Below are 22683 nucleotides of genomic sequence, written 5' to 3' on the forward strand. Positions count from 1 at the left end.
CCATGGTGCGCCGAGGTCAGGGGTCGGAGCAAGCCGCCGCGCATGATTCCGCATGTGTCGGGCATGTTTCGCGACGAAATCCGTGGACGAATCGCGCTGAGGCCTCCCCATCCGCGTCCCGGATCACTAGGGTCTGGCCATGGCCGAGCAGTCGTTCCGCAATGTCGTCGACGGCCAGACCGTCGACTCCGCCTCCGGCGAGACCTACGAGGTCCTCGACCCCAGCACCGGGCAGGTCTACGCCCGTGCGCCGCGGTCGGGCGCCGAGGACGTCGACCGGGCGTACGCCGCCGCGCAGCGCGCCTTCGAGGGCTGGGGCTCCACGACGCCCCAGGAGCGGTCGCTGGCCCTGCTGCGCATCGCCGACGCGCTCGAGGCGCGCGCCGAGGAGTTCGTGGCCGCGGAGTGCCGCGACACCGGCAAGCCGATCGGGCTGACCGCCAGCGAGGAGATGCCGCCGACGGTCGACCACTTCCGCTTCTTCGCCGGCGCGTGCCGTGTGCTCGAGGGCAAGTCGGCGGGGGAGTACCTCGCCGACCACACCTCCTTCATCCGCCGCGAGCCGATCGGCGTCGTCGGGCAGGTGACGCCCTGGAACTACCCGCTGCCGATGATGGTCTGGAAGATCGCGCCGGCGCTGGCGGCCGGCAACACGGTCGTCCTCAAGCCGTCGGACACCACGCCCGCGACCTCGACGATGATGGCCGAGCTGGCCCAGGAGTTCCTCCCGCCGGGGGTGCTCAACGTCGTGTGCGGCGACCGCGACACCGGCCGGGCGCTCGTGGCGCACCCGACGCCGCAGATGGTCTCGATCACCGGCTCGGTCCGCGCCGGCATGGAGGTCGCCGGCGCCGCTGCAGCGGACCTCAAGCGGGTCCACCTCGAGCTCGGCGGCAAGGCGCCGGTCATCGTCTTCGACGACGCCGACGTGGAGAAGGCGGCGGCCGCGATCGCCGAGGCCGGCTACTTCAACGCCGGCCAGGACTGCACGGCCGCCACCCGCGTGCTCGCCGGCCCGGGCGTGCACGACGACTTCGTCGCGGCGCTCACCGAGCAGGCGCGCAACACCCGCACCGGCATGCCCGACGACGAGGACGTCCTCTACGGCGCGCTCAACAACGCCGACCAGCTCGCCCGCGTCTCCGGCATGGTCGACCGCCTGCCCGACCACGCCCGCCTCGAGGCCGGCGGCCGACGCCAGGGGGAGGCCGGCTACTTCTACGAGCCGACCGTGCTCTCCGGCCTCCGGCAGGACGACGAGCAGGTGCAGGAGGAGATCTTCGGGCCGGTCATCACCGTGCAGCGGTTCGGCGACGAGGCGGAGGCGCTGCGCTGGGCCAACGGCGTCAAGTACGGCCTCGCCTCCAGCGTCTGGACCCGCGACCACGGCACCGCCATGCGGATGTCGCGCGGCCTGGACTTCGGCGTCGTGTGGATCAACACCCACATCCCCTACGTCTCGGAGATGCCGCACGGCGGCTTCAAGCACTCCGGCCACGGCAAGGACCTCTCGATGTACGGCCTCGAGGACTACACCCGGATCAAGCACGTCATGAGCTACATAGGTGAGTGACGCCGTGGACCACCCGACCACCACCCCAGGGAGACCCATGCGCATCCTTCTGATCGGCGCCGGCGGCGTCGGCGCCGCCTTCTGCTCCATCGCGGTGCGCCGCGACTTCTTCGAGGCGGTCGTCGTCGCGGACTACTCCCTGGCCTCGGCCGAGCGCGCGGCGGCCGCGGCCGACGAGCGGTTCACCGCCGCCCAGGTCGACGCCTCGAGCGCCGAGTCGGTCGCGGCGCTGGCCCGCGAACACCGCGCCACCCACGTGATGAACGCGGTCGACCCGCGCTTCGTCATGCCGGTCTTCGAGGGGGCGCGGGCCGCGGGCGCCGACTACCTCGACATGGCGATGTCGCTGTCGCGGCCGCACCCGGACGCGCCGTACGAGCAGACCGGCGTCAAGCTCGGCGACGAGCAGTTCGCCGCCGCCGACGCCTGGGAGGCCGACGGCCGTCTCGCGCTGGTCGGCATCGGTGTCGAGCCCGGCCTCTCCGACGTCTTCGCGCGGTACGCCGCCGACCACCTGTTCTCCGAGATCGACGAGCTCGGCACCCGCGACGGCGCCAACCTCGCCGTCGAGGGCTACGAGTTCGCCCCGTCGTTCTCGATCTGGACGACCATCGAGGAGTGCCTCAACCCGCCGGTCATCTGGGAGGGCGACGGCACCGGGCAGGGGGAGTGGCGCACGACCGCGCCGTTCTCCGAGCCGGAGGTCTTCGTCTTCCCCGAGGGCATCGGCCCGGTCGAGTGCGTCAACGTCGAGCACGAGGAGGTGCTCCTCATGCCGCGCTGGGTCGACTGCAAGCGCGCGACGTTCAAGTACGGCCTCGGCAACGAGTTCATCGAGGTCCTCAAGACCCTGCACAAGCTCGGCCTCGACCGCACCGACAAGGTCCGCGTCGGCGACGTCGAGGTCAGCCCGCGCGACGTGGTCGCCGCCTGCCTGCCCAACCCCGCCGAGCTCGGGCCGCTGATGACCGGCAAGACCTGCGCCGGGCTGTGGGTCACCGGCCGCGGCAAGGACGGCGCGCCGAGGTCGACGTACCTCTACCACGTCGTCGACAACGAGTGGTCCATGCGCGAGTACGGCCACCAGTGCGTCGTCTGGCAGACCGCCATCAACCCCGTCGTCGCCCTCGAGCTGCTCGCCACCGGCGTCTGGAGCGGCGCCGGCGTCCTCGGCCCCGAGGCCTTCGACGCCGTCCCGTTCCTCGACCTGCTCACCTCCTACGGCAGCCCGTGGGGCATCCGGGAGCTCGACGCCTGAGCCGTCACCGGCTGGTTGAGGAAGGCGCGCAGCGCCTGTCTCGAAACCTGCCGGCAGGAGGCCGCTGGCCCGGCGGGTTTCGAGACGGTTGCCAGCGCAACCGCCTCAACCAGCCGGTCTGCTCGACCAGCGGGGACTGGGCGGAGGCCGGTCAGCTGGCGGACGGCATGGCGTCGGCGCCGGAGGCGGGGAGCGGGTCGACGGCGGACTGGCCGGCGCGGAGGAACCGGCCGGTGCGCTCGCGGCCGAGCACGTCGGCGGCCTGCCCGTCGCGCCAGACGGTGCGACCGCCGACCATGACGAGCGGGACGGTGGCGTCGTTGCGGTTGACCATGCGCGACAGGCCGTCGTACTGGTCGACCGGGGACTCGGCGTACTCCTCCAGCGAGGCGTCGAGCCGCTCGGGGTCGACGACGACGAGGTCGGCGCGGTCGCCGACGCGCAGGTGGCCGGCGTCGAGGTCGTACCACTCGGCGAGCTCGCCGGTGAGGCGGTGCACGGCCTGCTCGACGCTGAGGAACGGCTTGCCGGCGCGCTCGGCGTCGCGCACGTGCTTGAGCAGCCGCAGCCCGAAGTTGTAGAAGGCCATGTTGCGCAGGTGGGCGCCGGCGTCGGAGAAGCCCATCTGGATGCTCGGCGTCTGCGCCATCTTCTGCAGGATCTTGGGGCGGTGGTTGGAGATGGTGGTCCGCCAGCGCAGCGCCGTGCCGTGCTCGAGCACCAGGTCGAGGAACGCGTCGACGGGGTGGGCGCCGCCGCGCTCGACACCGACCTGACCGAAGGACTTCCCGACGACCGAGGCGTCGGGGCAGGCGACGATCTCGGCGTCGAAGAAGTCGCGGTGCCACACGCGCGGGCCGTACTTCGACTCGTAGTCCTTGCGGAAGCGGGCGCGGTACGCCGGGTCGCGCATGAGCTCGTCGCGCGCGAGCTTCTCCTGCAGGTGCAGCGCGGCCGCGCCGGAGCCGAACTCCTCGAAGATCACCAGGTCGATGCCGTCGGCGTACACCTCGAACGGCACCGGCAGGTGCTGCCAGCGGAAGTCGGCCCCGAGCCGGTTGACGACGCCGCCGAGCAGGCGCATCAGGTGGATGATGAACGGGATGGCCTTGATGTCGGCGGCCGAGAGCAGGCTGGTCTTCAGCGGCTTGCGCCACAGCCCGATCGAACCGAGCGCCTGGGTGACGATCGTGTGCGGGTGGGTGGCGTCGGGGCCGGCCTGCAGCGCGCGGCCGCGGCGGCGCAGCACGTCACGCAGTCGGCGCATCTCGTGGTGCTTGGCGTACGTCGACGGCAGGGTGCGCGAGCGGCAGAGGTCGCCGTCGAGCTTGTCGAAGAGCAGCTGCTGGGCCGACATGCCGATGAAGCCGGCGTCGAGCGCCTCGGTGAGCATCCGCTCCATCCGGTCCAGCTCGCTGCGGGTGGGGCGGACGTCGTCGCGGGTGGCGCGGTCCAGGCCCATGGTGGCGGCGCGCATGTCGGAGTGGCCGATGAACGACGCGAGGTTGGGGCCGAGCGGGAGCGACTCCAGCGCGGCGACGTACTCCTCGGCCGAGCGCCAGGTCTTGTGCGAGCCGACCGACTTGATGACGTGCTGGCGCGGGATCGCCTCGACCCGGCCGAAGAGGTCGCCGGCGTCGACGGCGTCGACGTGGACGGTCGAGAGCGAGCACGAGCCGAGGAGGATCGTGGTGACGCCGTGGCGCAGCGACTCCTCGAGGGTCGGCCCCTCGAGCACCTCGACGTCGTAGTGCGTGTGGATGTCGACCATGCCCGGCATGACCCACTGCCCGGTCGCGTCGACGACGTCGGGGCAACCGGTCTCGTCGAGCGGCTCGGCGGAGACCGTCGCGACGCGGCCCTCGCGGACCCCCAGGTGCCGGACCGCGGAGGGCGCACCCGTCCCGTCGAACCAGCGGCCGCCCTTGATGATCGTGTCGTAGGTCACGCTCGGATCGAACAAGGGATCCTGACGCGCGTCAAGCGGTTGCGCGGAACCCGTCGGCCACGACGTCGAAAGCCTCGTGCAGCAGCGCGTCGGAGATGGCCAGCGGCGGGAGGAACCGGAAGACGTTCCCCCAGGTCCCGCAGGTCAGCGTGACCACGCCCTGCTGGTGGCAGTACGCCGAGACGGCGGCGGCGCGCACGGGGTCGGGCTCGGTGGTGCCGGGCTCGCACAGCTCGATCGCCATCATCGCCCCGCGCCCGCGGACGTCGCCGATGACCGGATGCTCGGCCTGCAGCGCGTCGAGCCGGCCGCGCATGATCGTCTCGATCGCGCGGGCCCGGCCGACGAGGTCGTGGTCGGTCATCTCCTGCATCGCCCCCAGCGCGGCGGCGCAGGCCAGCGGGTTGCCGCCGTAGGTGCCGCCGAGCCCGCCGACGTGGACGGCGTCCATGAGGTCGGCGCGACCGGTGACCGCGGCGAGCGGCAGGCCGCCGGCGATGCCCTTGGCGGTGGTGACCAGGTCCGGCACGACGCCCTCGCGGTCGCAGGCGAACCAGTCGCCGGTGCGGCAGAAGCCGGACTGGATCTCGTCGGCGACCAGCACGACGTCGTTGGCGCGGCACCACTGCGCCAGCGCGGGCAGGAAGCCGGGCGCGGGCTCGACGAAGCCGCCCTCGCCCTGCACGGGCTCGATGACGACGCAGGCCAGGTTGGTCGCGCCGACCTGCTTCTCGACCACGTCGATCGCGCGGCGGGCGGCCTCCCCGCCGCTCAGCCCGTCGCGGAACGGGTAGGACATCGGCGCCCGGTAGACCTCGCCCGCGAACGGCCCGAAGCCGTGCTTGTAGGGCATGTTCTTCGCCGTCATCGCCATCGTGAGGTTGGTGCGGCCGTGGTAGGCGTGGTCGAAGACGACGACCGCGTCGCGACCGGTCGCCACCCGCGCGATCTTGACGGCGTTCTCGACCGCCTCGGCGCCGGAGTTGAACAGGGCCGACTTCTTCGCGTGGTCGCCGGGGGTGAGCTCGGCGAGCCGCTCGCACACGTCGACGTACCCGTCGTACGGCGTGACCATGAAGCAGGTGTGGGTGAACGCCTCGAGCTGCGCCGAGACCCGCTCGACGACCGCCGGCGCCGCGTTGCCGACCGTCGTGACCGCGATGCCCGAGCCGAGGTCGATCAGCGAGTTGCCGTCGACGTCGACCAACACGCCGCCGCCCGCCGCGGCCACGAAGACCGGCAGCGTCGTGCCGACGCCGTCCGCGACGTGCGCGCGCTTGCGCTCGAGCCGCTCCAGCGAGCGCGGGCCGGGGATCTCGGTGACCAGGCGGCGCTCCTGGGGCAGGCCGGGCCCGCCCGTGGTGGGCGTCGTGCTGGGTGCGGACGTCGTCGTCATGGCCGAAGCGTAGGCGTGCTCCGGGTCACACGGGAGCCGGCTGGGAGACTGGGCCGGTGACAGACCGCCGCGACATCGTCATCCTCGGCTCGACCGGTTCGATCGGCACCCAGGCGATCGACCTGGTGCGGGCCAACCCCGACCGGTTTCGGGTGGTCGGGCTGACGGCGGGCGGGTCCCAGCCCGAGCTGTTCGAGCAGCAGGTGGCCGAGCTGCGGCCGGCGTACAGCGGGCTGGGGGAGGAGGCCAGCGTCGAGGCGGCCGCGATGAGCGCCGACGTCGTGCTCAACGGCATCACCGGCGCGGTCGGCCTGCGGCCCACGCTCGCCGCGCTCGACGCCGGCACCACGCTCGCGCTGGCCAACAAGGAGTCGCTGGTCATGGGCGGCCCGCTGGTCCTCGAGCGCGCGCGGCCGGGCCAGATCGTGCCGGTCGACTCCGAGCACTCCGCGGTGGCGCAGTGCCTGCGCGGCGGCGCCGCGGAGGAGGTACGCCGCCTGGTGCTGACCGCGAGCGGCGGCCCGTTCCGCGGGCGCACGGCGGCGGAGCTGGCCGACGTCACGCCCGAGCAGGCGATGGCGCACCCGACGTGGGACATGGGGCCGGTCATCACGATCAACTCGGCGACCCTGGTGAACAAGGGGCTGGAGGTCATCGAGGCGCACCTGCTCTTCGGCATCCCCTACGACCGGATCGAGGTCGTGGTGCACCCCACGAGTGTCGTGCACTCGATGGTGGAGTTCGTCGACGGCTCGACGCTGGTGCAGGCCAGCCCGCCGACGATGATGATCCCGATCGCCCTGGGCCTGGCCTGGCCCGACCGGGTGCCGGACGCCGCCGCGCCGGTCGACTGGACCCGCACCGAGACGTGGGAGTTCCACCCGCTCGACGCCGAGGCGTTCCCCGCGGTCGCGCTGGCCCGCGCGGCCGGGGAGCGGGGCGCGACGGCCCCGGCGGTCTACAACGCCGCCAACGAGGTCTGCGTCGACGCCTTCCGCCGGGGCGCCCTCCGCTTCACCGAGATCGTCCCCACGGTCGCCGCCGTCCTGGGCGAGCACGACGTACCCTCGACGGAGCACCTCACCGTCGACGACGTCCTCGCCGCCGACGCCTGGGCCCGGGTCCGGGCGGAGGCGCTGCTCGAGCCGTGACCCACCCCTGAACGGACCCCGATGACCGCCCTGCTCTACCTCCTCGGCGTGGTGACCTTCGTGGTCGCGATCCTCGCCTCGATCGGCCTGCACGAGCTGGGCCACATGATCCCCGCCAAGGCGTTCGGGGGGAAGGTCACGCAGTACATGATCGGCTTCGGCCCGACCGTGTGGAGCAAGCGCGTCGGCGAGACCGAGTACGGCCTCAAGGCCATCCCGCTCGGCGGCTACGTGAAGATCATCGGGATGCTGCCGCCCGGCGCGGCCGCGGTCGCCGACGAGGTGACGTACGACGAGCACGGCCAGCAGGTCGTGCGGGTGCGCAAGTCCAACACCGGCATGTTCACCCAGCTCATCTCCGACGCCCGCGCGGCGGAGTGGGAGCTGGTCGAGCCGGGCGACGACACGCGGCTGTTCTACAAGATGCCGTGGTGGAAGAAGGTCGTCGTCATGGCCGGCGGGCCGACGGTCAACATCCTGATCGCCTTCGGCATCTACGCCTCGGTGTTCGGCAGCTACGGCAACCCGGGCGACATCGAGATCCAGCCGGTCGTCAGCTCCGTGCAGGAGTGCGTCGTGCCCGTCGAGGAGGACGGCCGGGTCTGCACCGACGCCGACCCGGTGACGCCCGCGGTCCGCGCGGGCCTCGAGCCGGGCGACCGGTTCCTCGCCTTCAACGGCACGCCGGTCGAGGACTGGCAGCAGCTGCAGGAGCTCATCCGCGGCAACGACGACGGTCGCGCGGAGATCCTCGTCGAGCGCGACGGCCAGCAGCAGACGGTCGTCACCAACACCACCGTCTCCGCCCGGCCGACCTCGGCCACCGACGACACCCTCACCCAGGTCGGCTTCCTCGGCATCTCGCCGAGCGCCGACATCGTCACCGGCGGCGTCGGCTACACCCTGGGCGAGATGGGCCAGATGACGAAGGACACCCTCGTCGCCCTCGCCACCCTGCCCGCCAAGGTCTGGGACGTCGCGCAGGCCATCGTCGGCCTCGAGGAGCGCGACCCCGAGGGCCCGGTCAGCATCGTCGGCGGCGGCCGCCTCGCGGGCGAGACGACCGCCCACGAGGAGATCCCCGGCAACGACAAGCTGGCCTTCCTGCTGCTGCTCATCGCGGGGTTCAACTTCTTCATCGGGATGTTCAACTTCATCCCGCTGCTGCCGCTCGACGGCGGCCACATCGCGAGCGCCCTGTGGGAGGCCGTCCGGCGCGGGTTCGCCCGGCTCCTCGGCCGCCCCGACCCGGGGTACGTCGACGCGGCCAAGCTCCTGCCCGTGGCGTACGTCGTCGCGTCGGCCATGCTCGTCATGGGCGTCGTGCTGATCGTCGGCGACCTCGTGGTGCCGCTGCACCTGCCGGAGTCCTGACCGGCTCGGTCCGCGCCGTACGCTGGGGGCCATGACCGCCATCAGCCTCGGCATGCCCGCGGCACCGCCGCCGGTGCTCGCGCCGCGCCGACAGACCCGTCAGATCCAGGTCGGCAAGGTCGGTGTCGGCAGCGACCACCCGATCTCGGTTCAGTCGATGACGACGACGGTCACCGCCGACATCAACGCGACCCTCCAGCAGATCGCCGAGCTGACCGCGTCGGGCTGCGACATCGTCCGGGTGGCCTGCCCGAGCCAGGACGACGCCGAGGCCCTCCCCGCGATCGCGGCCAAGAGCCAGATCCCGGTCATCGCCGACATCCACTTCCAGCCGAAGTACGTCTTCGCCGCGATCGACGCCGGCTGCGCCGCGGTCCGGGTCAACCCCGGCAACATCAAGAAGTTCGACGACCAGATCAAGGAGATCGCCCGCGCGGCGGCCGACCGAGGCACCTCCATCCGCATCGGCGTCAACGCCGGCTCGCTGGACAAGCGGCTGATGGAGAAGTACGGCAAGGCCACGCCCGAGGCGCTGGTCGAGTCCGCGAAGTGGGAGGCGAGCCTCTTCGAGGAGCACGGCTTCCGCGACTTCAAGATCTCGGTCAAGCACAACGACCCGGTCGTGATGGTCCGCGCCTACGAGCTGCTCGCGGCCGAGGGCGACTGGCCGCTGCACCTCGGTGTCACCGAGGCCGGCCCGGCCTTCCAGGGCACCATCAAGTCCGCCACCGCCTTCGGCGCGCTGCTCTCCCAGGGCATCGGCGACACCATCCGCGTCTCGCTCTCGGCCCCGCCGGTCGAGGAGGTCAAGGTCGGCCTGCAGATCCTGGAGTCGCTGAACCTCCGCCCGCGGCGCCTCGAGATCGTCTCCTGCCCCTCGTGCGGCCGCGCCCAGGTCGACGTCTACAAGCTCGCCGACGAGGTGACCGCCGGCCTCGAGGGCATGGAGGTCCCGCTGCGCGTCGCCGTCATGGGCTGCGTCGTCAACGGCCCCGGCGAGGCCCGCGAGGCCGACCTCGGTGTCGCCTCCGGCAACGGCAAGGGCCAGATCTTCGTCAAGGGCGAGGTCATCAAGACCGTCCCGGAGTCGCAGATCGTGGAGACCCTCATCGAGGAGGCCATGCGCATCGCCGAGGGCATGGAGTCCGTCGACGGTGCCGGCGCCCAGGTCACCGTCAGCTGATCACCCGGCAGGTTCGTCCGTCCGGCCATCGGTCCGGCTCGTCGATCCTTCGGTCGACCGAGGACTCGTCCGGCCCGGGCTCGCGACGGACTTGACCGAAGAACCTCGCGCTCGACCGATGAAGGTTCCTCGGTCAAGCGTGAGTTCCTTCGGTCGAGCTCACCAATCCACCGGTTGACCGGTGAATTGGTCCCCCTGTCCGTCCCTTTGACACCGACCTGCGCCGGAGACGGTCCGCCGGGAACGGGCGCTCCCGGCGACGCGCGCGACCCCGTAGGCTGCCGACGTGCTGTCGACCCGGTCCGGTGTGCGCGCCCTGGGGGCCTCGGACCTGTCCGCGTTCCTCGAGCTCACCGCGCTCGACCCGGTGGTCAACGTGTTCGCCGACTACCGCGCCCGCACCACCAACCTCGAGCCGCGCTGGCTCGGCGGGGAGATGTGGGGCCGCTTCGAGGGTGGCCAGCTCGTCGCGGCCTGCCACGTCGGCGCCAACCTGGTCCCGGTGCAGGCCGGTCCCGACGACGCCCGCGCGTTCGCCGAGAGGGCGCTGGGGCGGGGCCGCACGGTGTCGACGATCGTCGGCCCGCACGCGGCCGTCGAGGCGCTGTGGGAGGGCGTGGCCGGCGGCTGGGACCAGCCGCGCGAGGCCCGCTGGCGCCAGCCCCACCTCGAGATCGCCGGCCCGCCGCAGGTCGAGCCGGACCCACGGGTGCGTCGTACGACCCGGCAGGACATGGCCGAGCTCTATCCCGCGTGCGTGGCGATGTACACCGAGGAGGTCGGCATCAGTCCCGAGCACGGCGGGGGAGCCGAGCTCTACCGCGCCCGGGTCACCCAGCTGATGAACCGGGGCTGGTCCTTCGCCGCGTTCGAGGGCGACCGGCTGGTCTTCAAAGCCGAGGTCGCCTGCGCCTCCCCGCACGCCGCCCAGATCCAGGGGGTCTGGGTCCCGCCCGACCAGCGCGGCCAGGGACTGGCCGCCCACGGCATGGCCGCGGTGGCGCAGGTCGTCCGCGCCGAGGTGGCGCCGGTCGTCTCCCTCTACGTCAACGAGTGGAACGAGGCGGCCCGTCGCGCCTACGCCCGGGTCGGCTTCGAGGAGACCGCACGGTTCTCCACCGTCATGTTCTGACCGGTGCCCTGAGAGGGTGCAGCCATGAGCCTGCCCCTGAGCGCCAAGGTCCTCGCCACCGGCTTCACCGTCAGCGGCGTCGTCCACCTCGTCAAGCCCGAGGTCTTCGAGCCGCTCATGCCGGCCTGGGTGCCGGCGCACCGCGAGGTCATCTACGCCAGCGGCGTGGCCGAGCTGCTGTGCGCGGCCGGGATGGCCGTGCCCGCGACGCGCCGGGCGGCGGGGTACGCCAGCGTGGCCGTCCTGGTCGGCGTCTTCCCCGGCAACGTGAAGATGGCGCAGGACTCGCTGCGCACGCGCAGCACCCGGTTCAAGGCGATCGCGATCGGCCGCCTGCCGATGCAGCTGCCGATGATCCGGGCGGCGCTGAAGGCCGCGCGCAGCTGACCCGGCGGGGGCGCAGGAACCCCCGCGCCGACGGCCGGGCGGCCGCCGTACCCTTGCGCCCATGACCGCCCGGATCCTGCGCATGTCGAGCCTCTTCGTCCGCACGCTGCGCGACGACCCGGCGGACGCGGAGGTCCCCAGCCACCGGCTCCTCGTGCGCGCCGGCTACATCCGCCGCGCCGCGCCCGGCATCTACACCTGGCTGCCGCTCGGCCTGAAGGTGCTGCGCCGCATCGAGGACATCATCCGCGAGGAGATGGACGGCATCGGCGCGCAGGAGGTCAGCTTCCCCGCGCTGCTGCCCCGCGAGCCCTACGAGGCCACCGACCGGTGGACGGAGTACGGCGACAACATCTTCCGCCTGCAGGACCGCAAGGGCGCCGACTACCTGCTCGGCCCCACCCACGAGGAGATGTTCACGCTCCTGGTCAAGGACCTGTACTCCTCCTACAAGGACCTGCCGCTCGCGCTCTACCAGATCCAGACGAAGTACCGCGACGAGTCGCGCCCGCGCGCCGGCCTGCTGCGCGGCCGCGAGTTCGTGATGAAGGACTCCTACTCCTTCGACGTCGACGACGCCGGCCTGGAGGAGAGCTACCAGCGCCACCGCGACGCCTACATCCGGATCTTCGACCGGCTCGGCTTCGAGTACGTCATCGTGTCCGCGATGTCCGGCGCCATGGGCGGTTCGATGTCGGAGGAGTTCCTCGCTCGCGCCGACAACGGCGAGGACACCTACGTCCGGTGCACGGCCTGCGACTTCGCCGCCAACGTCGAGGCGGTGCGTGTGCCCACGCCGAGCCCGGTGCCGTACGGCGACGCCCCGGCCGCGCACGCGGAGCAGACGCCCGACACCCCCACCATCGAGACGCTGGTCGACCACCTGAACCAGGCCCACGCGCGCGAGGACCGCCCCTGGGCGGCCTCCGACACGCTCAAGAACGTCCTCGTGGTGCTGCACCACCCCGACGGCACCCGCGAGCCGCTCGCGATCGGTGTCCCCGGTGACCGCGAGGTCGATCTCAAGCGCCTCGACGCGCAGGTCTACCCGGCCGAGATCGAGGCCTTCGACGAAGCCGAGTTCAAGAAGCACCCGAGCCTGGTGAAGGGCTACATCGGCCCCGGCGTGCTGGGCGAGGAGAACGAGTCCGGCATCCGCTACCTCGTCGACCCTCGTGTCGTCGAGGGGACCCGCTGGGTGACCGGCGCCGACACGCCCGGCAGCCACGTGCTCGACCTCGTCGCCGGCCGCGACTTCACCCCCGACGGCACGATCGAGGCGGCCGACGTGCGTGCTGGCGACCCCTGCCCCCGCGGCGACGGCGTGCTCGAGACCGCCCGCGGCATCGAGATGGGCCACATCTTCGCGCTGGGTCGCAAGTTCGCCGACGCCCTCGGCCTCAAGGTGCTCGACGAGAACGGCAAGCTCGTCACCGTCACCATGGGCTCCTACGGCATCGGTGCCTCCCGCGCGGTCGCAGCGGTCGCCGAGGGCACCCACGACGAGCTCGGGCTGTCCTGGCCGCGCGAGGTCGCGCCGGCCGACGTCCACCTCGTCGCGACCGGCAAGGACGAGGCGGTCTTCGCCGCCGCCGAGCGGATCGCGCACGAGCTCGCGAAGCAGGGCGTCGAGGTGCTCTACGACGACCGCCCCGGCAAGGTCAGCCCCGGCGTGAAGTTCAAGGACGCCGAGCTCATCGGCGTCCCGACCATCGTGGTCGTCGGCAAGGGCCTCGCCGACGGCGTGGTCGAGGTCAAGGACCGACGGACCGGCGAGCGCGAGCAGGTGCCCGCCGACCACGTCGTCGACCACCTCGTCCGCCTGGTCCGTGCCTGACCTGCTCCGGGGCCGTGCCGGCACGGCCCTGCTGCTGGGGGTGCTGACCCCCGCGGTGCTGGCCGCGGCGACCTGGGTCGTCCTCGACGCGCGCGGCGACGGGCCCGAGGGCTACGTCCCGGCCTACACCGCCGAGCAGTCCGGGCGCGGTCCCGGCCAGGTGCGCGAGCAGGAGCCGGTCCCCGACCGGCGGCGCCAGGAGTACCTCGACTTCGCCCGCCGCGCCGTCACGACGGTCGTCTCGGGCGACGTCGCGGCCGTGCGGCAGGTCGTCACGCCCACGCTCGGCGCCGCCCTCGCCGACCTGCCGCTCGGCGCGGCCGACGTCGGCGTGCGGGCGCTCGGGCTCACGACCGCGGACCGTGCCGGGGCGGAGGCGCTGGTGCTGCTCGGCGGCCAGGCCGCCGCGCCCGTCCTCGTCACCGTCGACGCCTCCGGGGAGCGGATGCTGGTCTTCGAGGTGCGGGTCGACCTCACCGCGACCGCCGGCCCCGGCGCCGACGAGGCCGATCCGGCCCGTCGCCGCGCCCTCGCCGCCGCCGGCCGCGTCGTCGGCAGCCGCGGCGCCGGTGAGCCGCTGGCGGCCGGCCTGACGACGTACTCCCGCGACCGCGCGAGCGCCGTCGTCGCCGCAGCGACGCCCGCCGGCCCGGTCGGCCTGGTCGTCCGGCTCGTGCGCGAGAACGGCCGCTGGGTGGGGCAGGGCGCCGAGCTCGTCCGCTGACCCCGGTCACCCGACCCGGCTCGCTCGACCGCCGCCGGCAACGGCGCACTGCAGGAACCTGCAGTGCACGAACCTGAGGCGTCGCGGGCATCGACCCGGGCGCACCGGGTGCTGCAGAGTTCTGCACGAGGGCGCTCGTCGTCGGTCCCCACCTCGGACGGCCCCCTCGGACCCACGTGTCCGGGTCCTCAGCTGTCCGCGTGCTCGCCGACCCCGGGGAACATCTCGGGAGTTCCTCGGAAGGCGAGCCCGCGGACCGCTGTGCGGATGAGCACCTCGACCGCCCAGCGCCGCAGGTCGTCGACCGTGTGCCCCACGAGCGAGGCGTACGCCGCCGCGCAACCGGTCTCCAGCTCGAGCGCCCGGCGCTCGACGGCCGGCACCTCAGCCAGCCGCTCGGGCAGCGCGTAGGCCGGCAGTGCGGCCACCGGCTCGGCCCCCCGGTCGCGCAGCTCCCGGTCCAGCCGGTCGCGCTGGGCGCGGTGCTGGACGTAGGAGTCCTGCAGGGCGGCGTAGAGCCCCGGCGCACCGGTCTGCGACGTCTGCGCCCCGAGCGCGCCGACCACGTGGAGCGCGGCGTGCTCGGCAGCGAGCGTCGCCTGGAGCGCGTCGAGCGCGGTCACCGGCCCGCCCCCGGCCGTCGGGGCAGCACGACGAGCTGCTGGGCGACCGCGGCCGCCATCGACGCGAGCAGCTGGGCCAGCTCGCCGCTGTCGGCGCGCACGGCCTGGTCGACCAGCCGCCGCTGGGCGGCGGCCGCCCGGCGGCGTACGAGCCCGAGGGCTGCGGCGGCGTCGGCCGTCGGGGGAGCCGACGGTCCCTGCTGCTCGCCCTCGAGCGCGGCGAGGTGCGTGACGTGCACCTGCTCGAGCGGGTCGAGGGCGTCGCGCAGGCGGGGGTGGCGCACCCGGACCGCAGCGACCAGCGCGAGGTCGGCGGCCAGCCCGGCCACCACCTCGTCGAGGAGCGCCTCGTCGGCCTGCGGGTCGGGCGCCGGGGTCGGCGAGGCAGCCGCAGAGGGGTCGTCGCCGGTCACCCGGTCGGCCAGGTCGCCCAGGTCCGGGGCCTCGCAGCCGGCCAGCGACCCGGCCACGAGGGGCACCAGGGTGACGGCGCCCACGCCGACGACGGCGCGTCGTGACGTGGGTGGCAGGGGAGGCACGGCGTGACCCTAACGTCCGTCCCGGCGCGGGCTATGGTGTCCGGACGCTGGGAACCGCAGGACAACAGAACAGGGAGGTCGCCCACCCGTGACCACAGGCAAGCAGGACGCCGTCCGGGACCGGATCGAGGAGGAGCTCCGCGACCCCCTGCTGGCGATGGGGCTCGACGTCGAGGCCGTCGAGATCACCCCCGCCGGCAAGCGCCGCGTGCTCCGGGTGGCCGTCGACAAGGACGGCGGCGTCACCCTCGACGACGTCGCCGACGCCACCCGTGAGGTCGACCGGGTCCTCGAGGCCTCCGACGTCATGGGCGAGCACCCCTACACCCTCGAGGTCACCTCCCGGGGCGTCGACCGCCCCCTCACGCTCCCGCGGCACTGGCGCCGCAACGTCACCCGGCTGGTCAAGGTCACCACGACCGCCGGGGAGACCCTCACCGGGCGCGTCACCTCCTCCGACGAGGAGGGCGCCGTCCTCGACGTCACCGGCCGCGAGCGGCGGGTGGCGTACGCCGACGTCGCCAAGGCGCTGGTGCAGGTCGAGTTCAACCGCAAGGCCGACCCCGACGAGGGTCCCGAGGAGGAGGAGTCCTGATGGACATCGACCTGAGCATCCTGCGGATGCTGGAGCGCGAGAAGGAGATCTCCTTCGAGGTGCTCGTCGAGGCGATCGAGCAGGCCCTGCTCACGGCGTACCACAAGACGCCCGGGGCGCAGGAGCGTGCGCGCGTCGAGCTGGACCGCAAGTCCGGCCACGTGAGCGTGATGGCCGCCGAGCTCGACGACGACGGCAACCAGGTGGGGGAGTACGACGACACCCCGCAGGGCTTCGGCCGGATCGCCGCGACGACCGCGAAGCAGATCATGCTGCAGCGGCTGCGCGACGCCGAGGACGAGATCCGGTTCGGTGAGTTCTCCGGCAAGGAGGGCGACATCGTCTCCGGCGTCATCCAGCAGGGCCGCAACCCCGACGACGTCATGGTCGACCTCGGCAAGCTCGAGGCGCTGCTGCCCGTCAGCGAGAGGGTCCCGGGCGAGGACTACAGCCACGGCACGCGCATCAAGTGCCTGGTGGTCTCGGTGCGCAAGGGCATGCGCGGCCCGCAGATCACGCTGTCGCGCTCCCACCCCAACCTGGTCAAGAAGCTCTTCGCGCTCGAGGTCCCCGAGATCGCCGACGGCACCGTCGAGATCGCCGCGATCGCCCGCGAGGCCGGCCACCGCACCAAGATCGCCGTCCACACCAGCGCCTCGGGGGTCAACCCCAAGGGTGCGTGCATCGGCCCGATGGGCCAGCGCGTGCGCAACGTGATGGCCGAGCTCAACGGCGAGAAGATCGACATCGTCGACTGGTCGGAGGACCCGGCGTCGATGGTGGCCAACGCGCTGTCCCCGGCCCGGGTGACCTCGGTCGAGGTCGTCGACGCCGCCGCCCGGTCCGCGCGGGTCGTGGTGCCGGACTTCCAGCTCTCGCTCGCCATCGGCAAGGAGGGGCAGAACGCCCGCCTCGCGGCCCGCCTCACCGGCTGGCGGATCGACATCCGGTCCGACGAGGGCGACGACGACTGAGGTCCGCCCGGTCCGGAGCCCCCTGCCGGTTCGGGAATGGGCGGCCGACCCGGTAAGGTTGCCCCCAGTGGCTCGCTCTCCCCAGTCCTCCGCACGCCCGGACGACATCGACCCCTCGGGGCCGGTCCGGACCTGTGTGGGCTGTCGGAAGCGGGCCGCGAAGCGCGAGTTGTTGCGGGTGACCGCCGGCTCGGACGACGACGGCCGACCGGCCGTGCTGCCCGATCCGACAGCCACCGCTCCGGGGCGTGGTGCTCACCTGCACCCCACCCAGGAGTGCTTCGACCTCGCGGTGCGCCGCAAGGCGTTCGGCCGGGCCCTGAGGACCAGCGGCACGTCCGGGCTCTCCAGCGCACCGCTGGCCGAGCACCTCGCTCGCACGCACGTCCGACCTGTCAACACCTGATGCACACGACCAGGAACTGGAGCAGCAGCTCATGAGCACTCGATGAGTAACTCGCAATGAGTTTGCACAACCACCAACGGTCCTAGGACGCCGAGCGCGGGTCTGGGGCCAGAAGGAGAAACGTGGCCAAGACCCGAGTTCACGAGCTCGCCAAGCAGTACGGCGTCGAGAGCAAGTTCGTTCTCGAGAAGCTCAAGGAGATGGGGGAGTTCGTCAAGTCGGCGAGCTCCACGGTGGAGCCCCCCGTCGAGATGCGCTTCAAGAAGGAGTTCGGCGAGCAGCTGAAGGCTGCTGGCGGCTCCGCCCCCGCCGAGGCACCCGCTGAGAAGGCCGCTCCTGCGGCCCCCCGGGCGCCCCGCGCCCCCGAGGCCGCCCCGGCGGCCCCCGCCCCCTCGACCCCGGCCGAGGCGGCCCCGTCCGCCGAGCCGGTCGCGCAGCCCAGCTCCGAGCCGGGCCAGCCGACGGCCGAGCCGACCTCGCCCGCCAAGGCCACCCCCGGTGGCCCGCGTCCGGGTCCCCGTCCCGGTCCCGCGGCCAAGCCGGCCCCGGAGCCCGAGAAGGCTCCCGAGCCGACCAAGGTGCGCCCGCACGGCAAGCCCGCCCCGGGTGGTCCGGCCGCTCCTGCGGCTCCGGCCGCCTCCGCGTCCGACGCTCCGGCGGCCCCCAAGGCGCCGAGCCCGGCCCCGCGTCCGGTCGGTCGCCCCGGCGCCCCGCGCCCGGGCAACAACCCGTTCAGCTCCAACCAGGGCATGGGCCGTCGTCCCGCCCCGTCCGGCCCGCCTGCTGGCGGCGCTCCGGCCGGTGGTGCCGGCGCCGGTGCCGGTGACCAGCGTCCGCCGCGGCCCCCGGCCGCGCGCGACGGTGGCGCCCCGGGTCGTCCGGGCATGCCCCGTCCGAACCCGGCGATGATGCCGAAGTCCCCGGCCGCGTTCGGTGCCGGCCCCGGCGGTCGTCCCGGTGGTCCGGGTCGTCCCGGTGGTCCCGGTCGCCCCGGCGGTCCCGGTCGTCCGGGTGCGCCCGGTCGCGGTGGCCCCGGCGCTGGTGCCGGTGCTCCGGGTCGCCCCGGCGGCTTCGGTGGCGGCCGTCCCGGCGGCGGCAACCGTCCCGGCCAGCGCGGTCAGACCCAGGGTGCGTTCGGTCGCCCCGGTGGTCCGTCGCGTCGCGGTCGCAAGTCGAAGCGGGCGCGTCGTCAGGAGTTCGAGGCCATGCAGGCCCCGACGATCGGCGGCGTGCGCGTCCGGAAGGGCGACGGCGAGACCGTGCGCCTGGCCCGCGGCGCCTCGCTGACCGACTTCGCCGAGAAGATCGGTGTCGACGCCGCACAGCTGGTGCAGATGCTGTTCAGCCTCGGCGAGATGGTCACCGCGACCGAGTCGGTCAACGACGCGACGCTCGAGCTGCTCGGCGAGGAGCTCAACTACATCGTGCAGGTCGTCTCGCCCGAGGACGAGGACCGCGAGCTGCTCGAGTCCTTCGACCTCGAGTTCGGTGAGGACGAGGGCGACGAGGCCGACCTGGTCGTGCGACCCCCGGTCGTCACGGTCATGGGTCACGTCGACCACGGCAAGACCAAGCTCCTCGACGCGCTGCGCAACGCCAACGTCGTCGACAAGGAGGCCGGTGGCATCACCCAGCACATCGGTGCCTACCAGGTCGGTGCCGAGGTCGACGGCGAGCAGCGCCGGATCACCCTCATCGACACCCCGGGTCACGAGGCGTTCACCGCCATGCGTGCCCGTGGTGCCCAGGCCACCGACATCGCGATCCTCGTGGTCGCGGCCGACGACGGCGTCATGCCGCAGACGGTCGAGGCGCTCAACCACGCCAAGGCCGCCGGCGTCCCGATCGTGGTCGCGGTCAACAAGGTCGACAAGCCGGAGGCGGACCCGACGAAGGTCCGTGGCCAGCTGACCGAGTACGGCCTGGTCCCCGAGGAGTACGGCGGCGACGCGATGTTCGTCGACGTGTCGGCGAAGTCGGGCCTCAACCTCGAGAGCCTCCTCGAGGCGGTCGTCCTGACCGCGGACGCCTCGCTGGACCTGCGGGCGAACCCGAACCAGGACGCCCAGGGCCTCGTGGTCGAGGCGCACCTGGACCGCGGTCGCGGTCCGGTCGCCACCGTCCTGGTCCAGCGCGGCACGCTGCGCGTGGGCGACTCGATCGTCGCCGGTCCGGCCCACGGCCGTGTCCGCGCGATGCTCGACGAGCACGGCAACGAGCTCACCGAGGCCACCCCGGCGCGTCCGGCGATGGTCCTGGGTCTCTCCGCCGTGCCGGGTGCGGGCCAGAACTTCCTGGTCGTCGAGGACGACCGGATGGCTCGCCAGATCGCCGAGAAGCGCGAGGCCCGCGAGCGGGCGGCCATGCAGGCCAAGCGCCGCGTCCGCCGCACGCTCGAGGACTTCATGGCCTCGATGGAGAAGGGCAAGAGCCAGGAGCTCAACCTGATCCTCAAGGGCGACGTGTCCGGTTCGGTCGAGGCCCTCGAGGACTCGCTGTCCCAGATCGACGTCGGCGACGAGGTCACCCTGCGCGTCATCGACCGCGGTGTCGGTGCGATCACCGAGACCAACGTCGACCTGGCCGCCGCCTCCGACGCCATCATCATCGGCTTCAACGTCCGCCCGCAGGGCAAGGCGACCGAGATGGCGGACAAGGAAGGTGTCGAGATCCGCTACTACTCGGTCATCTACCAGGCGATCGAGGAGATCGAGGCGGCGCTCAAGGGCATGCTCAAGCCCGAGTACGAGGAGTCGACCCTGGGCCAGGCGGAGATCCGTGCGATCTTCCGCTCGTCCAAGATCGGCAACATCGCGGGCTGCATGGTCACCTCCGGCACCATCCGCCGCAACGCCAAGGTGCGCGTCATCCGTGACGGCTCCGTGGTGGCCGACAACCTCGACCTCGCGTCGCTCAAGCGCGAGAGGGACGACGCGTCCGAGGTCCGCGAGGGCTTCGAGTGCGGTCTGGTCCTGCGCAACTTCCAGGACATCAAGGAAGGCGACGTCGTCGAGGCGTTCGAGATGCGGGAGATCCCCCGGGCCTGATGGCCTCCAGACGCTGCCGGGCCGCCATGGGTGGCCCGGCAGCGTCGTCTCCGGCCGTGGACGTCGCGGCCGGCCCAGCGTGTAAAGGTAGGAAGCATGAGCAGTCCCCGGGTGCGCAAGATCGCCGACCGGATCCAGGTCCTCGTGGCCGAGATGCTCGAGCGGCGGATCAAGGACCCGCGGCTCGGGTTCGTCACCGTCACCGACGTCCGCGTCTCCGGTGACACCCAGCAGGCCACGATCTTCTACACCGTGCTCGCCGGCACCGGCGAGGGCGCGCAGGACGACGAGACCGCGCTGGCCGGCACCGCCGCGGCGCTGGAGTCGGCCAAGGGGCTCATCCGCTCCGAGGTCGGCAAGCAGCTCGGCATGCGCCACGTGCCGACGCTGACCTTCGTCGCCGACGCGCTGCCGGAGTCGGCCCGGCACCTCGACGAGGTCCTGGCCCGTGCCAAGGCGCTCGACGAGGAGGTCGCGGCCCGCCGGATCGAGGCGTACGCCGGCGAACCGGATCCCTACAAGAAGCCCCGCGACGCCGAGGAGGAGGCGGCCGAGGAGGCCGCCGCGGCCGCCGACCCGGCCGCGCCGGCAGAGCCGCTCGACCCCACCGACCCGGACGAGGTGTGACCGCACCCGCCCGCGCCGCGGTGCGGCCGGGGCTGGTCGTCGTCGACAAGGCCGGTGGCATGACGTCCCACGACGTCGTGGCGCGGGTGCGGCGCCTGGTCGGGACGCGCAAGGTCGGCCACGCCGGCACGCTCGACCCGATGGCGACGGGCGTGCTCGTGCTGGGCGTCGACCGGGCGACCCGGCTGCTGGGCCACCTGATGCTCACCGACAAGGGCTACGACGCCACGATCCGGCTCGGGGTCGCGACGACCACCGACGACGCCGAGGGCGAGGTCACCGCGACCACCTCGGCCGTGGGGCTCGACGAGGCGACCGTGCGCGCGGTGCTCGGCGAGTTCGTCGGCGACCTCCAGCAGGTGCCGACCGCCGTCTCGGCGATCAAGGTCGACGGCAAGCGCGCCTACCAGCGCGTCCGCGACGGCGAGCAGGTGGAGCTCCAGCCGCGTGCGGTCACCGTCCACGAGCTGGTCGTGCACGAGGTGCGGCACGAGGGCGACACCGTCGACGTCGACGTGAGCCTGCGCTGCACCAGCGGCACCTACGTCCGGGCGATCGCCCGCGACGCCGGCGCCCGGCTCGGCGTCGGCGGGCACCTGACCGCGCTGCGGCGTACTGCCGTCGGCCCCTACGGCCTCGACGTCGCGCGCACGCTCGACCAGCTCGCGGACGACGTCGTCGCGGGCGGGGTAGTGCTCCCCATCGCCGAGGCCGCCCGCGCGGCGTTCCCCGCCCGGGACCTCGACGAGCAGGCCGCCGCCGACGTGCGGGTCGGGCGCAGCCTCGACCTCGAGCTCGCCGGCACCACCGCGGTCTTCGCGCCGTCGGGGGAGTTCCTCGCGCTCTACGAGCCGCGCGGCCCCGTCGCCCGCCCCGTCGCGGTCTTCGTCTGACCGACGCCCCCGCCTGCGACGACCGGCGGGGGACCACCGTCTAGGGTTCCTCCGTGCAGATCTGGCGCTCGCTCGATGAGGTCCCCGGCGACCTCGGTCGCACCGTGGTGGTGATCGGGAACTTCGACGGCGTCCACCTCGGCCACCGTCGGGTGCTCGCCCGGGCGCACGAGATCGCCGGCGAGCTCGGCGGCACCGAGGGTGCGCTGCCCGTCGTGGCGGTGACCTTCGACCCGCACCCGATGGCGGTGCTGCGCCCCGAGCACGCCCCGACGACGCTGACCACCGTCGACATGCGCGCCGACCTGCTCGGCGAGGCCGGCGCCGACGGCGTCCTGGCCGTGCCCTTCGACCGCTCGGTGGCGGCCTGGAGCCCGGAGGAGTTCGTGCAGCGGGTCGTCGTCGACGCGCTGCACGCCCGCGCGGTGGTCGTCGGCGCGAACTTCCGCTTCGGCAGCCGCGCCGCCGGCGACGTCGCCACCCTGGCCGAGGCCGGCCGGGCCCACGACTTCACCGCCGAGGGGATCCCGCTCGACGGTGGCCCGATGGTCTGGTCCTCCACCTACGTCCGCACCTGCCTGGCCGCCGGCGACGTCGCCGGCGCCGCCGAGGCGCTGGGCCGGCCCTACGCCGTGCGTGGCGAAGTCGTCCGCGGCGACCAGCGCGGCCGCGAGCTGGGCTACCCGACGGCCAACGTGCCGACCACCGGCCTGCTCGCCGCCCCCGCCGACGGCGTGTACGCCGGGTGGTTGCGGCGGCTCGACACCGGGGAGACCTACCCGGCCGCGATCTCGGTCGGGACCAACCCGACCTTCGACGGGGTGCGCGAGCGTCGCGTCGAGAGCTACGTGCTCGACCGCACCGACCTCGACCTCTACGGCGTCGAGGTCGAGGTGTCCTTCGTCGACCGGCTGCGCGGGATGACCGCGTTCGAGTCCGTCGAGGCGCTCGTCGCCCAGATGGAGGACGACGTGCGACGCGCCCGCGAGCTGCTGGTCCCGTGAGCCCGCGTCCCC

At 73.1% G+C, this 22683-nt stretch carries 20 protein-coding genes; 16 read left to right on the plus strand and 4 right to left on the minus strand.

The window, feature by feature from the left end; all coding sequences use genetic code 11:
- The first annotated feature begins 139 nt into the window (after positions 1-139).
- Together QWY29_RS04725 and QWY29_RS04730 are read left to right on the plus strand one after the other, a co-directional pair.
- The gene (locus QWY29_RS04725) at positions 140-1573 is read left to right on the plus strand and encodes a gamma-aminobutyraldehyde dehydrogenase (RefSeq protein WP_300959505.1); all 1434 of its coding nucleotides are present in this window, start codon (positions 140-142) and stop codon (positions 1571-1573) included.
- 37 nt (positions 1574-1610) lie between these two features.
- Positions 1611-2831: a saccharopine dehydrogenase family protein gene (locus QWY29_RS04730; protein WP_300959506.1), complete on the plus strand. Its 1221-nt coding sequence runs from the start codon at positions 1611-1613 to the stop codon at positions 2829-2831.
- Between the two features lie 151 nt (positions 2832-2982).
- Here the strand turns inward: QWY29_RS04730 and QWY29_RS04735 are convergent, their stop codons facing one another.
- Together QWY29_RS04735 and gabT are read right to left on the minus strand one after the other, a co-directional pair.
- Positions 2983-4779: an N-acyl-D-amino-acid deacylase family protein gene (locus QWY29_RS04735; RefSeq protein WP_300959507.1), complete on the minus strand. Its 1797-nt coding sequence runs from the start codon at positions 4777-4779 to the stop codon at positions 2983-2985.
- Positions 4780-4810: 31 nt separating this feature from the next.
- Complete coding sequence (gabT, locus tag QWY29_RS04740; protein WP_300959508.1) at positions 4811-6175, minus strand: 4-aminobutyrate--2-oxoglutarate transaminase; 1365 nt, start codon at positions 6173-6175, stop codon at positions 4811-4813.
- Between the two features lie 56 nt (positions 6176-6231).
- On the opposite strand from gabT, the gene dxr reads away from it, so the two are divergent.
- From dxr to QWY29_RS04775, 7 genes are all read left to right on the plus strand, one after another.
- On the plus strand, positions 6232-7326 hold the full coding sequence (dxr, locus tag QWY29_RS04745; protein WP_300959509.1) for a 1-deoxy-D-xylulose-5-phosphate reductoisomerase: 1095 nt from the start codon (positions 6232-6234) through the stop codon (positions 7324-7326).
- Between the two features lie 21 nt (positions 7327-7347).
- Positions 7348-8700 (plus strand): M50 family metallopeptidase, encoded by a 1353-nt coding sequence (locus tag QWY29_RS04750; RefSeq protein WP_300959510.1) that lies wholly within the window; start codon positions 7348-7350, stop codon positions 8698-8700.
- A 31-nt stretch (positions 8701-8731) separates the two neighbouring features.
- On the plus strand, positions 8732-9883 hold the full coding sequence (gene ispG, locus QWY29_RS04755; RefSeq protein WP_300959511.1) for a flavodoxin-dependent (E)-4-hydroxy-3-methylbut-2-enyl-diphosphate synthase: 1152 nt from the start codon (positions 8732-8734) through the stop codon (positions 9881-9883).
- A gap of 286 nt (positions 9884-10169) precedes the next feature.
- Entirely contained in the window at positions 10170-11015 is an 846-nt protein-coding gene (locus QWY29_RS04760; protein ID WP_300959512.1) for a GNAT family N-acetyltransferase, read from the plus strand.
- A 24-nt stretch (positions 11016-11039) separates the two neighbouring features.
- Positions 11040-11402: a DoxX family protein gene (locus QWY29_RS04765; protein WP_300959513.1), complete on the plus strand. Its 363-nt coding sequence runs from the start codon at positions 11040-11042 to the stop codon at positions 11400-11402.
- 61 nt (positions 11403-11463) lie between these two features.
- Positions 11464-13239 (plus strand): proline--tRNA ligase, encoded by a 1776-nt coding sequence (locus tag QWY29_RS04770; protein WP_300959514.1) that lies wholly within the window; start codon positions 11464-11466, stop codon positions 13237-13239.
- Positions 13232-13963, plus strand: coding sequence for a hypothetical protein (locus QWY29_RS04775; protein ID WP_300959515.1), 732 nt, complete (start codon positions 13232-13234; stop codon positions 13961-13963). Before QWY29_RS04770 ends, QWY29_RS04775 begins: the two co-directional genes overlap by 8 nt.
- A 188-nt stretch (positions 13964-14151) precedes the next feature.
- On the opposite strand, the gene QWY29_RS04780 is transcribed toward QWY29_RS04775, so the two are convergent.
- Together QWY29_RS04780 and QWY29_RS04785 are read right to left on the minus strand one after the other, a co-directional pair.
- A complete protein-coding gene (locus tag QWY29_RS04780; RefSeq protein WP_300959516.1) occupies positions 14152-14586 on the minus strand; it encodes a ferritin-like domain-containing protein in 435 nt (144 codons plus the stop codon).
- A complete protein-coding gene (locus tag QWY29_RS04785; RefSeq protein WP_300959517.1) occupies positions 14583-15125 on the minus strand; it encodes a hypothetical protein in 543 nt (180 codons plus the stop codon). Before QWY29_RS04785 ends, QWY29_RS04780 begins: the two co-directional genes overlap by 4 nt.
- Positions 15126-15213: 88 nt before the next feature.
- On the opposite strand from QWY29_RS04785, the gene rimP reads away from it, so the two are divergent.
- The 7 genes from rimP to QWY29_RS04820 all read left to right on the plus strand — a co-directional run bounded on the left by rimP (position 15214) and on the right by QWY29_RS04820 (position 22671).
- Positions 15214-15720, plus strand: coding sequence for a ribosome maturation factor RimP (gene rimP / locus QWY29_RS04790; protein ID WP_300959518.1), 507 nt, complete (start codon positions 15214-15216; stop codon positions 15718-15720).
- A complete protein-coding gene (gene nusA, locus QWY29_RS04795; RefSeq protein WP_300959519.1) occupies positions 15720-16694 on the plus strand; it encodes a transcription termination factor NusA in 975 nt (324 codons plus the stop codon). The genes rimP and nusA overlap by 1 nt, the downstream gene beginning before the upstream one ends.
- Positions 16695-16830: 136 nt before the next feature.
- A complete protein-coding gene (locus QWY29_RS04800; protein ID WP_300959608.1) occupies positions 16831-17100 on the plus strand; it encodes a YlxR family protein in 270 nt (89 codons plus the stop codon).
- 122 nt (positions 17101-17222) lie between these two features.
- Positions 17223-20147 (plus strand): translation initiation factor IF-2, encoded by a 2925-nt coding sequence (gene infB / locus QWY29_RS04805; protein ID WP_300959520.1) that lies wholly within the window; start codon positions 17223-17225, stop codon positions 20145-20147.
- Between the two features lie 96 nt (positions 20148-20243).
- Positions 20244-20774 carry a 30S ribosome-binding factor RbfA gene (rbfA, locus tag QWY29_RS04810; RefSeq protein WP_300959521.1) on the plus strand — a complete coding sequence of 177 codons (531 nt, stop codon included), beginning with the start codon at positions 20244-20246 and terminating at the stop codon, positions 20772-20774.
- Positions 20771-21667, plus strand: coding sequence for a tRNA pseudouridine(55) synthase TruB (truB, locus tag QWY29_RS04815; protein WP_300959522.1), 897 nt, complete (start codon positions 20771-20773; stop codon positions 21665-21667). Before rbfA ends, truB begins: the two co-directional genes overlap by 4 nt.
- A 53-nt stretch (positions 21668-21720) precedes the next feature.
- Positions 21721-22671, plus strand: a complete 951-nt coding sequence (locus QWY29_RS04820) for a bifunctional riboflavin kinase/FAD synthetase (RefSeq protein ID WP_300959523.1) — start codon at positions 21721-21723, stop codon at positions 22669-22671.
- Positions 22672-22683: the final 12 nt, after the last annotated feature.

Origin of the sequence: Nocardioides abyssi, from assembly GCF_030412915.1 — a bacterium.
Classification (GTDB): Bacteria; Actinomycetota; Actinomycetes; order Propionibacteriales; family Nocardioidaceae; genus Nocardioides; species Nocardioides abyssi.